Source organism: uncultured Algibacter sp. (assembly GCF_947495675.1).
GTDB lineage: Bacteria > Bacteroidota > Bacteroidia > Flavobacteriales > Flavobacteriaceae > Algibacter_B.
In genome coordinates this window covers 91,336-104,098 of sequence record NZ_CANLZX010000002.1, presented here as the reverse complement: position 1 = coordinate 104,098, position 12,763 = coordinate 91,336, and the positions used below count along the sequence as shown (strand labels likewise).

At 30.7% G+C, this 12,763-nt stretch carries 8 protein-coding genes; all 8 read right to left on the bottom strand.

Features of this window, described 5'->3' with window-relative positions:
* Positions 1-12 precede the first annotated feature (12 nt).
* Positions 13-3,111, bottom strand: coding sequence for a TonB-dependent receptor (locus Q0842_RS02140; protein WP_298493836.1), 3,099 nt, complete (start codon positions 3,109-3,111; stop codon positions 13-15).
* Between the two features lie 906 nt (positions 3,112-4,017).
* Entirely contained in the window at positions 4,018-4,941 is a 924-nt protein-coding gene (locus Q0842_RS02135; RefSeq protein ID WP_298493833.1) for an alpha/beta hydrolase, read from the bottom strand.
* A 9-nt stretch (positions 4,942-4,950) separates the two neighbouring features.
* A complete protein-coding gene (locus Q0842_RS02130; RefSeq protein ID WP_298493830.1) occupies positions 4,951-5,724 on the bottom strand; it encodes a rhamnogalacturonan acetylesterase in 774 nt (257 codons plus the stop codon).
* Positions 5,711-7,720 (bottom strand): pectate lyase, encoded by a 2,010-nt coding sequence (pelA, locus tag Q0842_RS02125; protein ID WP_298493827.1) that lies wholly within the window; start codon positions 7,718-7,720, stop codon positions 5,711-5,713. The genes Q0842_RS02130 and pelA overlap by 14 nt, the downstream gene beginning before the upstream one ends.
* 10 nt (positions 7,721-7,730) lie before the next feature.
* Positions 7,731-8,411 (bottom strand): LamG-like jellyroll fold domain-containing protein, encoded by a 681-nt coding sequence (locus tag Q0842_RS02120; RefSeq protein WP_298493825.1) that lies wholly within the window; start codon positions 8,409-8,411, stop codon positions 7,731-7,733.
* Between the two features lie 2 nt (positions 8,412-8,413).
* Positions 8,414-10,108: a glycoside hydrolase family 28 protein gene (locus tag Q0842_RS02115; RefSeq protein WP_298493821.1), complete on the bottom strand. Its 1,695-nt coding sequence runs from the start codon at positions 10,106-10,108 to the stop codon at positions 8,414-8,416.
* Positions 10,105-11,715 (bottom strand): DUF5060 domain-containing protein, encoded by a 1,611-nt coding sequence (locus tag Q0842_RS02110; protein WP_298493818.1) that lies wholly within the window; start codon positions 11,713-11,715, stop codon positions 10,105-10,107. The genes Q0842_RS02115 and Q0842_RS02110 overlap by 4 nt, the downstream gene beginning before the upstream one ends.
* The gene (locus Q0842_RS02105) at positions 11,712-12,755 is read right to left on the bottom strand and encodes a Gfo/Idh/MocA family oxidoreductase (RefSeq protein ID WP_298493816.1); all 1,044 of its coding nucleotides are present in this window, start codon (positions 12,753-12,755) and stop codon (positions 11,712-11,714) included. The genes Q0842_RS02110 and Q0842_RS02105 overlap by 4 nt, the downstream gene beginning before the upstream one ends.
* Positions 12,756-12,763 lie beyond the last annotated feature (8 nt).

The window sequence follows — 12,763 nt, the reverse complement described above, 5'->3', positions numbered from 1 at the left end:
AATTAAGTATTATTAAAAGTTTAGTTGTATTCCAAATAAATATTGAGCTGATATTGGTCCGGTATCTTTATCAAGTCCTCTACCAGCAATTCCCCCACCAATTTCAGGGTTATACCCAGAATATTTTGTGAACGTAATAGGATTTTGTGCACTTGCATAAAATCTTAACCATGTTAGCCCCAATTTTTCAACAGTTTTTTTAGGTATAGCGTATCCTAATGAAACTTGTCTTAATCTTAAATAAGACCCATCTTCTAACCATAAATCACTATAACCTAAATAGTTTGGATGTCTTCTTATATCATTTCTGTAGGCTGGAATTGTTGAATTAGGATTAGCTTCAGACCACTGGTATACTAAATCTTTATGTCTACCAAAACCATAAGCCCAAGCATCAAAACCATTCATAATTTCCTGCCCTAATGCTGCATACCAATTCATAGAAAAATCCCAACTTTTATAATTTAAGTTTAACGTATAACCAAGCTCATATTTAGGTAAGCCACTACCGCTATAAACTCTATCTTGCTGATCTAAAATGCCATTATTATCTTGATCCACAAATCTTGTATCTCCCATTCTAGCATTATTATCTATTTTTTGATATTCAGCTAATTTCTCTTCTGTATCAATAATTCCATCTGTTCTCCATAAATAAAATGCTGCAGCTTCACGTCCAACTGCTAATGCAGTTATTCTAGACTGATCTCCAGCTCTACCAACTAAACCAAAATCATTTGTAAATAAGAAATTGGTGTCACCATTAATCTTGGTAATTTCATTTTCGTTAGTTGAAAAAGTACCATTCATTCTGTACCTAAGCTTACCAATATTACCTTTGTAAGCAGCAGATAGCTCAAAACCTTTATTAACCATATTACCAACATTTAAAGTAATATTAGCATTATTACCACCACCAGCAGAAAGTGGAAGAGCTACCGGAAATAACATATCTTCCTTATCTGCATAATAATATTCAGCTGTTAAGGTTAATTTATTCTTGAAAAAACCTAAATCAACACCAACATTAGATGTGGTAGTAGATTCCCATTTTAAAGTTTTATTTGCAAAATCTACTTGTGACGCTCCTAATCCTAAAGTTTCATTACCAGTAGCAGGATCATACCCAATATAATTAATATTTTGCTCAATACCTGTTAAAAACGAATATGCTCTTACTCTATCGTTACCCACAGTACCGTGAGATAATCTTAATTTAAAGTTGTTTATGGTGCTTTTGTGTTTCGCCCAAAAATTCTCGTCAGATATGTTCCAAGCAAATGCTACTGATGGAAATATACCCCATTGTTTTTTTGGTGACACTAAAGGCGACACTAATGATGATCCGTCTCTACGAATACTTCCACTAAACAAGTATTTACTTTTAAAGTCGTATTGAACCCTTCCTATAGTACCAATTCTAGTATTTACATAATCAAAACCAGAACTAACACTTTGCTCCCCTGTAGCCAAATCTAATACTCTAGCCGCTGGATCTGTTGCTCCTCGCCTAATAGCTCTAAACGCATCATTTTGGTATTTTTCGCGAGTTGCAAAAAATGTGAAAGTTAATTTATGGTCTTCTATTTGCTTTTGGTAAGTTAAACCAGCATTAAGGTTTAAAGACCTATTATAATTGGTAGAATTTTCTACAAAACTATTTGAAGGTTGGCTTTGTAATAAACCTTGTGTATTAACTATTAATTGATAAGGCCTAATTAACTTTCTATAAGAATTATATGTTGTAAGCCCTACATTGGTTGAAAATTTTAATTCATCTGTAATATCATAATCTAAACTGAAAGAAGCATTTGTTCTAACGGTTTTTAAATTATTCTCTGTTCTTAAACTCTCTATAACCCAACCTAATCTATTTACATCATCTCCACCTTGTTCTAAATCATCAAAATTATCTAATTCTAAACCTGGTTGTGTTGGTCTGTAAACTATGGCTTGAGACAATAATTGATTTTGAGGAATATCTCTAGTATCTTGAATTAAAGAAAGGCTAGATTGAATTCTTATTTTATTTTTACTATAAACAGTATTAGCACGTGTGTTAAATCGTTCATAATTTGAATTAATTTGAATCCCCTCTTGACTAAAAAAGCCTAAAGCTACATTATATGTAATATCTTCTGTTCCACCAGATATATTAGTATTATAATTTTGAGTAGGTGCGTCTTGTTTAAAAATTAAATCATTTAAGTTTGTTTCGTTTTGAAAATTAGCTGGGTTTTGTGTTAATTGAAGGTTTACCTGATCATCAAAAGCACCATCAGTATTTCTACGAGTAACAATATCGAAGTAAGTCTGCTCTAATGAGTTCATTAATGGCACGGCAGCTCTTCTGTGCTGAATTGCATAACTCGCATTCATTCGTACTTGAAGAGAACCAGGTGTTCCTTGTTTAGTTGTAATAATAATAACCCCTGTTGCACCACGAGCTCCATAAATTGCAGTAGATGCTGCATCCTTAAGAATATCTATAGTTTCAATATCCGATGGTGGTATTCTAGGATCTCCTTCTTGTACAATACCATCTACTACATATAATGGTGTATTGTTTTCTAGAGATGTTATACCTCTAATTAAAATTTCAGAAGCGCCCCCCGGTGTTGAAGATGAAACCACATTAACACCAGCAGCCTGCCCTTGCAATGCAGACCCTAAATCGGCAGTTACAATTCTTTCTATATCTTCAGATTTAACTTGAGTTACAGCTCCAGTCAATTCTTTTTTCTTAACTTCACCATAGCCAATTACAACAACTTCATCTAACTCATCAATCTCTTCCTCTAAAGTTACATTCAATTTAGTTCCAGTAACTTTCAAAGATCTTCCCCGCATGCCTATATAGCTAAACTCTAATACATCTCCAATACTAGCTTTAATGGAATAAAAGCCATCAAAATCTGTTATTGCTCCTTTAGTTGTTCCTTTAACTATTATAGTTACTCCAGGAATTGGGACACCATCTGTACCTTTTACTACTCCTTCAACTATGTCATTTTGTGATTGGGCAAACAAGCCACAAAGCACAACTAAAAGCGTTAAGAGAATACGTTTATTTCTCAGGCCCATAGTGATTAATACCTTTTTAACTCTCATTTGTTTAAGTTTAATTAGCTTTTTGTTTTGATTGATTATGCATACATTTTATGTGTAAAACGAATATCCAATCGGAATTTTTGTAAATATAAAAGTTGCTTAGTAATGTATAATGTCAATATTTATCCAAAACTTAACAAAAATTACCTTAGTATAAATTACAACTGCTATAATGCTGTTTATACCAAAATAACTTCTTCCAATAACTAAAAACTAAATTTTAATGACTTTTGTTATAATTAAATTATTATGAGCTTCGGCTTTTTAAAAACAAATACCTCTTAAAACATCAGACGCATCAATATTAAAAACACTAATCTTTTCTTGTGTTATGAATCCAGATATTGGACTCACAACTCAATTGAGGCTAGAGTAAATCTATTGTTAGTTGTTTTTACTTGAGAAAGTAAAAAATATTTTTATAATGACAACCTTCACACGAACTGTATTATTCGTCATACTTAAAACATTTAGACTATCAAAATCATCCTTAGTGAGTAAGCCTAACTAAGAGAAAACTTTCCTTAGTGAAGTTATAGAATTTTCGCCCTTTTCATAGCTTAGAGATCAAATAGTACAACTTATAACTAATTATAAAAAATGATTTAAAAGAAAAACTCATTCATAATCAACCATATAAACCCAATAACTAATTTGTTTGAATAAATAGACACAAAGAGGTGTGCAATTCGGTGCGTAAAATGTTTATCATTCCTGTTAAGTACTATGAATACTCAAAAAATGAAACTTTAGATAGTTCCTCATTCTCCGCTTAAAAAAAAACTCAATTTCATTAATGAATTTGGGCTTTTTCATTTTAAAACATATTAAAAACAGTTTTTTTAAAATTGAATAAAATGAAATATTTTTAAAATATGAACCTTAATTGATTAAAAGAACAACAAATTAATCAATTAAACCATTAAATTTTAACCAATGTGTACAGTCATTTACCCAAAATTGACTAGTGTTTTTAATTCCTAACCCAAAACCATGACCTCCATTTTCGTAAATATGCATTTCTGCAGAAACGTTGTGTTTTTTTAAAGCTAAATAATACCGAATACTATTTTCTACAGAAACTGATTTATCATCTGTAGCATGCACCAAAAATGTTTTTGGAGTTAATGCTGTTACTTGTGTTTCGTTGGAAAATATTTCTACCTTTTCTTTTGAAGGTGTTTCTCCTAAAAGGTTTCTTTTAGAGCCTTGATGCGTCAAAGAATCTTTCATAGAAATTACTGGATATATTAATATTGAAAAATCTGGTTTTGCACTAATACTATCTGTTTCTTTATAAACCTTTTTATTAAATTGTGTCGATACCATTGCTGCCAAATGTCCTCCAGCTGAAAAACCTAAAACTCCAATTTTATCTGTTTTAAGCTGAAATGCTTCAGAGTTATGTTTAATATATCGTATAGCTTTTTGTGCATCTTGTAAAGGACCAATACTTTTGTCTTTCATAATAACATCACTTGGCAATCTGTATTTTAATACAAAGGCTGTAATTCCTAAAGTATTTAGCCATTCTGCTACTTTTGCACCTTCTTTATTAATAGTAACATGATGGTAACCTCCTCCGGGAATTATTAAAATTGCGGTTCCGTTAGGAAGTTGTGGTTTAAAAATGGTTAACGTAGGATTGGTTACTTGTTTAGCTCTTAAAACTGTTCCATTTTCAATTTGTAAAACTTCTTTATAGTCTTTAGATTTTATTTCCCCAGGAATAGCATACTCCCAAAGTTTTAATTCTTGATTATAACCTTTTGTACTGTTAAATAAAATGAAGCAACACAGCAGTAGTTTAATATAAAGTAAAGCTTTCATTTTCTTCTTTTATTTAATTAAATATTTAAAATCCTCAATTTTAATAGTCAACTCGTTTACTGCCAATTTAGCTACTTCTGTTGCACCTAAAACCGATAAATGTGTGTTATCTTCTTTTCCTTTTGGATAGTAAGCTATTTCGTTTAATGCATAATGTAAATGTAATTTTTTAGAAACTTCTACACCATAATTTTCCTCTAATTGTTCTGTTAAATATTGCAAATCTATTAAAGGCACATTGTACTCTTGTGCTACCAATCGCATTTCTAATGGATATGCACCATGCGTATCTACCAATACACCTTCTTCGTTAAATTTTCGTCTAACAATAGATGTAAATAACACAGGAATTGCGTTTTTTTCTCTAGTGTTTTTTATAAACTTTATTAAGTTATTTCTGTAAGCTGTATGCGGATTAGTGTAACGCTTTGGGTCTTTTATTTTCTGATCATTGTGCCCAAATTGAATAAAAACATAATCGCCTTTTTGTAGTTGATTATAAACAGAATCCCAACGTTTTTCTGCAATAAAACTGCGTGTGCTTCTGCCATTTACAGCATGATTTTTTACAACTACATTTTTGTTTAAAAACTTAGGCAATAATTGACACCAACCTCTTTCTGGGTTCTCGTCAGGGTTTGGTTTATCTGCCATTGTGGAATCGCCTATTGTATAAATAGAAACTTTAGTTTGCTCTTTTTCAACACTTGATGATTTTGTGTTTTCCTTACAAGAAAAAACGATCAACATAATGCATAAAAAGAATGATTTATAGTGCTTCATACCATTCCTTTTTTGATGTTTTTTTATGTTTACCTAACACATTTTGAAGCGTGTATTTTTTTGCTTCACGTTTTTTTAACTGATGCGACCAATAGGCTCGTTTTTCTGGTTGAAATCCTTCTCCAGAATTTTTATATTCCGCATAAAATGTTGTTTTTTCTGCTTCAGGTTTTGACCAATTATGCCAACCTATTGGTAAAATATGTTTTCCTAATTCGCAATTAATAAAAATGGTTTGCGCATAAATTCTCCATGGTCTTGCTAAATATACTTTATGAATGCCTTTATTTGCTGTAAGTCTACAATTTTTAAATACGTAACCAAATAATGAGTCTTTGGGTGTTGAAGCTGCTGTAATATAGGAGTCTTTTTTACTATAAATTTCACAATTTTCAAATAACGCAGTTGCGCTTCCAAAAATAAAATCTGTAGTACCTTCTATATAGCAATCTTTATAATATTGCTTTCCCTTTCCAGAGGCATACAATGTGTCTTGATTACCTAAAAGTTTGCAATTTATAACAGCCACTTCATCTGAAAACACCGACAATGCTACTGCTTGACCAACTTCTCCTGAAGAATTTTCTATGGTTAAATTTTTAAGGAAAACGTTATTAGCTTCTATTAAAAGCGTGTAGGTATAAAACGTACTGTTTCTGCCTAAACCTACTTTATTAAAATAATCGTTGTAGGTAATAATTGTTTTGTCTTTATTTTCTCCAATTAAAGAAAGGTTTGGGTTCCATTCATGAACTTTCACCTTTTCTTTATACACACCATTTTTAATAAATATAGTTACTCTATTATAAGGAAATGACTTGGTGTTATTAATAGCATCTTGAATACTTGTATAATCTCCAGAACCATCTTTAGAGACCGTAATATTTAATTCGTCTTTTGGTTTTTTATAGCTTTTTTTTTTGAGACTCAATTTCCAATTAGGATATGCGTCTAACACCAACTGAGGATCGTTTTTATACCAAGCATAACCATCTCTTCGTTCTGTACCTATTTCATCTAAAGTTGCTTTTTTAATTCCGTCTCGATCACAGAAAAAGGGTTTATTATCTTCTAAATTCATAAAACGAGCCCAAATGGCAGTCTCATTTTCTTGAGGAATCATTCTTTTATTCATCACTTGTCCAATTCCGTTGTATATTTTATCTTTTTCGTCTCCTGCTATTTTCACTTTTTCAAACCAAGTTACTGCGCTATTTATAGAAGTTATTACTTTATCTGAAGGGTTTTCTAAAGACATTAATAACAATACAATTTGTGCAGATTCTGCACCACTTAACGATGGCAATTCGTAAGACCTTGCTTTTGCTGGTTGCAAGGTGTTTTCGTCATGTTGCGCACACCAAGCAGTTAAAATGCCTTTTTGTTTGTACTGTGTTTTTAAAATACAATCGATACCTTTATTAAAAGCTAGTGTTACTTTTTTTAATTGTGATTTTGATGGTTTTATAGAGTAATAATTGGTGTTATTTTTTAGTTCACGAAGCAGATTCATAATATTAACCATAGAATCGTCATTGTAAGTAATATGCGTGTAATACCCTTTACGTAATGGATAATATTGTGGCCAACCTCCATTATCGTATTGTGCTTCTAACAGATAATCTAATCCTTTTAAAAAGCTATTTTTATATTGCTCATCTTGAGTTTGACGATACATTTTTGATATAAAAAACATTTCTTGAATGGTTGCTCCATTGTCTGTGGTTGCACCTTTACCTAGAGGTTTTAAAGCCATTAATTCTGCTTTTCTATCTTCAGAAAGCGGTTTGTGCATTTGCACATTTTTAGGCCAACCTCCTATGTCTCGTTGATATAATAAGACATTTTTAGCTATTTGTTTTGCTTCTAATGATGCAAACCAAACATCTTCTTTTTTATTAGCTATATCTCGCCAAGATTTATCATGAACTTGCGCAATTGTGTTTAAACTAAACAACACAAAAACGAGTATTAATACTGTTTTGTTTTTTTTCATTTTAAGTTTTTTAAAAATGAATAAAGTGATTTGGTAACACCACTTTTTTACTAATTTTTACTCTATAGATACTTCCTTTAAACCAAGATTTTTTATTTAAACGCACACCTAAAGACGTTTTTCCTGTATTAATAGGTTTAAATAAAAAAGGGGCTTCTAATTCCTTTTTACCATTAACAAAAGTTATTATACTATTAGGAGTAACAACTAACGCAACATGGTACCTTTTGCCTAAAGGATGTGTTAGTTTTTCGTCAATTAATGCTTTTTTATTTTCATTTGAAGCCACAAAACCATCAAAATACCATTGTCCATTTTTTGCTCTAATTTCTAATAGCACTCTATCTTTTGAAACTTCTCCTATATGAACAATTCTTTGCTCAAAAGGAGCTTCAACTTCAGAAGGTTTAAAAATCATTTCAACTGTAAAAGAATTGGCATTTTTAAGTGGCATTTGGTCTAAAAATAACGCATCATCTATTCCATCAAAATAAACCGCTTTTCCTAAAGGCGCATTCACTAATTTAGGGTTTCCTTGAATGGTTATTTGGTCTGATTCTTTTTCAAGTAAATTGGCAATTATCCAATCTGTTTTAGAACTATCAATTGGTCCTTTTTTTGATGAATTACAAGCAATTATAATAGTACTAACAAAAATTAGAAAGATAGTATTTGCTTTAAATGTCATCATTATTATTCAAATTTTACTACATGTTCTTCAACTGTTTCTCCTATTAAAGTGTTTTTTGAAAAATCTGTTTTACTAGAAGATTTTAACTGAATATTTTCTGAAGCTTTACCATTAATCAATATTGAATTTTCAGAATTTAAATTAAATTCTATGGCACTCAATTCTAAATTTTTAGTGTTATAAATATTAAATTTGACATCTTCTTTAACAGTAAGATTAACGTTACTAATATTAACACCATTGGCATCAATAATAGAAAACCCCTTATCTGCTTTAACAAGTAAATTGCTAATTTTAATGTTTTCAAGATTCATTTCTGGCAAACCTTGTAAAAAAACTGCTTGATATGCGCCTTGTATAACAATATCTTGAATAAAAATATTCTTAAACTGTGGTGTCGTTTCTGAAACAGGAACAACTTTAGCAACTGTTTTATTGTTTTTTGCTTTTGCTAACATTTCTGAAACAGACAATCCACCATAATATAAATTGAATGAAATGGCATTGGTTGGAATATCTGTCATTCTTATATCTGAAATAAAGATATTTTCTACAACACCACCACGTCCTCTTTTACTTTTAAAACGAAGTCCAACATCTGTACCTATAAATGTGCAATTAGAAACATGCATGTTTTTTACACCACTAGACATTTCGCTTCCAACAGTTACGCCTCCATGTCCATGATAAACCGTATTATTTCTTATAATTAGGTTCTCGCAAGGAAAATTACGGTCTCTACCATCTTTATCTTTTCCAGATTTAATACAGATGGCATCATCACCAACATCGAAACTAGAGTTTTCTATAATTACATTTTTACAAGATTCTATATCTATACCATCTCCATTTTGGGAATAATGAGGATTGCGTACTGTAATGTTTTTAACAATTAAATCTTCTACCATTAAAGGATGAAGACACCAAGCTGGAGAATTTTGGAAAACAGAACCACTAAACATAACTCTTTTACTGTTCTGGATACTAACCATTACTGGTCTTAAAAAATCTCTGATTTGCTTAAATTCTTCTTTTGTTTTTAAATCTTTTCTAACATTTAACTCGGCATTTTTTGAAGCATTTTTAAATTGTTCTGATGGATACCATACCATTTTATTATTGTCTACAAAACCACCTGAAGCTACTAATTTTCCCCAATGTTTATCTGTAATTTTAGATTTCTTAACTGGTCGCCATGCATCGCCAGAGCCATCCCAAATACCTGGACCTGTAAAAGCTACATCCTCTAGGTTTTTGCCATATATTGGTGACAAACAACGCCATGTATTTAAGCCTTCGAAATTTGTTTCTATTATAGGATATAAGTCTTTATTTGTAGAAAATTTTATTAAAGCGCCAGCTTCTGCATGTAATTCTAACTTACTTATTAAAATAATGGGTCCTGTTAACCAAATACCAGCAGGAATTATAACTTTTCCTCCTCCTTTTTTTGTAACAGCTTCTATCGCTTTTTCAAAGGCTTTTGTATTTAAAACATGTCCTCCATCTACAGCTCCAAAATCTTTAATATTTACTGTATTATTAGGAATTTGAGGTTCTTGAATAGTTTTCATTTCAAACTCAATACCTTCATAATTATCTGGTGTTTGAATTTCGTTTTTCTCTTTAGATTTGGAGCAACTTGCAACAAAAAACAAGGAAATTACAACTAGTTGTACGATAGATTTTGTTTTCATTTCTTTTTTATTTCAGTAATTCTTAAAGCGATATAAGGCTTGTATGGTAATCTCACTTCTTTTAAATCTACATCATACAGACGATAATTATCGTTTACTTTTTTAGTTTCAAAAACTCCAGAAACTGGTGTAATAGTCATGTCCCAAGTATCAATAATTTCAACTTTAAATTTTACACCTTCTTTAAGTTTATCTAATTCTGCATTCTTTTTTGGTAAATTAAATGCCCAAGACTCTATAATTTCTTCACCAAAATACATTAAGTAAAATCCTTTTCCTGAAGATGCTGTTATTAAATCTCTACTTATATCTGCCATATGTAATGGTCCTGGAGCATTTTCTATTATAGATTTTAAAAATTTAATTCGTTTCCAACTCTCTCCTTTAAGAACACCTCCATCTGCCCAGAAAAAAGTATCTGTTTCTATATTGAATCTATAAACTTCACCATGTGTTACATAAGCTCCTGCAATAACGCCATTCCAAACTAAATGTGTCATTTTTTCTGGACTTAATCTTCCCCATCTTCTTTTTAAATTGCCTTCGTAACCAACTTCGTCTAACACTATAGGTTTTTTAAAAATGTTTCTTAATGTAGCTGAAGAGTAGGAATTTAAAACAGGTGCTTCGTCTTGTATACTTACGTGTGTGTATTCTGGTTTTAAATAATTATAGTAAGATGATGTTGCACCATGAATAGAACATAAATGTCTGTAAGGGTCATTATTTACAACAGTTTCTGTTAAGGCGTCCCAATCTGCAATGGTTTTTGCGTCTACATAATTCCATTCGTTTGCTAAAGACCACCACACATTTTTAAAAGATGATAATCGAGCTGTAATATATTCTAGATATTTTTCATTTACATTGTGAGGCATAGAATCAAATCCACAACGACCTCCATCGTAAGGATGAAAGAGTATTAAATCTGCTTGAACACCAATTTTATTTAAATCGTCTATTCTTTTTTCTAAATATTGAAAAAATTCTGGGTCAAATTCATCAAAATTCCAAGTAAAAATTTTATCTCCTTTAGCATTAGTTACTAATTTTTTTACTTTAAAAGGATACACTTTAGGCTCTTCTTTTACTAAATCGTAGTTTTTAGGAAACACACACATTCTTACTTTATTAAAGTCTGCTTTTTCTAATGTTTTTAAAGTTTCCTCTTGAAGCTCCTCTTTCATATGTGTCCATGCATAAGCAGTTGTACCAAAAGGATAGTAATTGTTACCATCTGCATATTTAAAATGATAAGTTTCACTAACTATTACCATTCCATGATTATCTGATGATGCTTTAACACATTGAAAACTTCCTGTTTTTGAATTAAATTCTTCGACAGAACTCGATATTAAATAATTCCATTTTCCTATTTGCTGTGGCATAAAACGAATTTTAAAAACGTTTTTACCATCGTAAAATCCATTAACCACGAAAGTAGTATCTGCATTAAAAAATTTAGCAGAAAGTTTTACATCTTGAAACGGATTCCCTTTTGTTTTGTGTTTTAAACTAATTTCAAAACGGTTCCATTGCTCTATTTGTTCTTGTGCAAATGCATTGAAAGAACTAAATAAAAACAGTAATACTAAACAAACTCTCATAATTCAATAATTCTTTTTTCTTGATTACTTTGTATTGCGACTTCAATAATTTTTATAACATCTGTTCCTTGTTGTGCAGTTACAGGTAATGGTTTGTTATTTGCGATAGCATTATAAATACCATTGTAATAAACCATATAATCTCCTTGTTCTGTATTTACAAATACTTTATTAAAATCTCCGTTTTTTAGAACATGAAGAATTCCTTTTTCGGATTCTGGTTCTATTCCCCAATTATTAGTATTGGGTTTTATTTCTTTTTGAAGTTCGGTTTCTTGAATATCTGCTTTAGATTTTATAAAGGAGCCTTTTGTTCCGTGAATACTATAAGCTGGAAGTGGTTCGCGTACAAAATAACTGGACTTTAATGTGACATAATGCGATGTGTAATACAGTTTAACATCGAAATAATCGCCTACTTTAGAGTCTTTTCTAAAACTATCTAAACTGGCAAAAACACTATTAGGCATTCCAAAAAGCTGTAAAGCTTGATCGATTAAATGAGAGCCCAAATCGTATAAACTTCCAACACCTTCTGTTGGCGTTTCTTTATGTGTTTTATAGCTTAATTCTGGGTCAAATCTGTCGTAATGAAATTCGGCTTCAACAATATCTCCTAAAACACCTTCATCAATTATTTTTTTTACTGTTTTAAAATCACTATCCCATCTTCTATTATGATACACAGAAAGTTTAACATTATGTTTTTTTGCTAAATCAATTAACTCTTGAGCTTCGGTAGTTGTAACTGTAAAAGGTTTTTCTACAACAACATGTTTACCAGCTTCTATTATTTTTTTAGTGTAGTTGTAATGTGTAATATTTGGTGTATTGACTACAACTAAATCTATTGCATTGTCTTGCAACAAGTTTTCTAAAGACCTAAATGTTTTAATATTTGGATACTTTTCTTGTGCTAAATTTTTAGTACGTTCTAGAACACCATATAAATTAAAGTTTGGGTGTAAATCAATAAAAGGTCCATGAAAAAGATGTCCACTCATTCCGAAAGAACATAAAGCTGTGTTTATTGATTTCATATTTGATA

What these genes read in the sequence shown, in the direction of transcription:
- Q0842_RS02140 (WP_298493836.1), bottom strand. Translation starts at nt 3,111, where the DNA reads ATGAGAGTTAAAAAGGTATTAATCACTATGGGCCTGAGAAATAAACGT.
- Q0842_RS02135 (WP_298493833.1), bottom strand. Translation starts at nt 4,941, where the DNA reads ATGAAAGCTTTACTTTATATTAAACTACTGCTGTGTTGCTTCATTTTA.
- Q0842_RS02130 (WP_298493830.1), bottom strand. Translation starts at nt 5,724, where the DNA reads ATGAAGCACTATAAATCATTCTTTTTATGCATTATGTTGATCGTTTTT.
- pelA (WP_298493827.1), bottom strand. Translation starts at nt 7,720, where the DNA reads ATGAAAAAAAACAAAACAGTATTAATACTCGTTTTTGTGTTGTTTAGT.
- Q0842_RS02120 (WP_298493825.1), bottom strand. Translation starts at nt 8,411, where the DNA reads ATGATGACATTTAAAGCAAATACTATCTTTCTAATTTTTGTTAGTACT.
- Q0842_RS02115 (WP_298493821.1), bottom strand. Translation starts at nt 10,108, where the DNA reads ATGAAAACAAAATCTATCGTACAACTAGTTGTAATTTCCTTGTTTTTT.
- Q0842_RS02110 (WP_298493818.1), bottom strand. Translation starts at nt 11,715, where the DNA reads ATGAGAGTTTGTTTAGTATTACTGTTTTTATTTAGTTCTTTCAATGCA.
- Q0842_RS02105 (WP_298493816.1), bottom strand. Translation starts at nt 12,755, where the DNA reads ATGAAATCAATAAACACAGCTTTATGTTCTTTCGGAATGAGTGGACAT.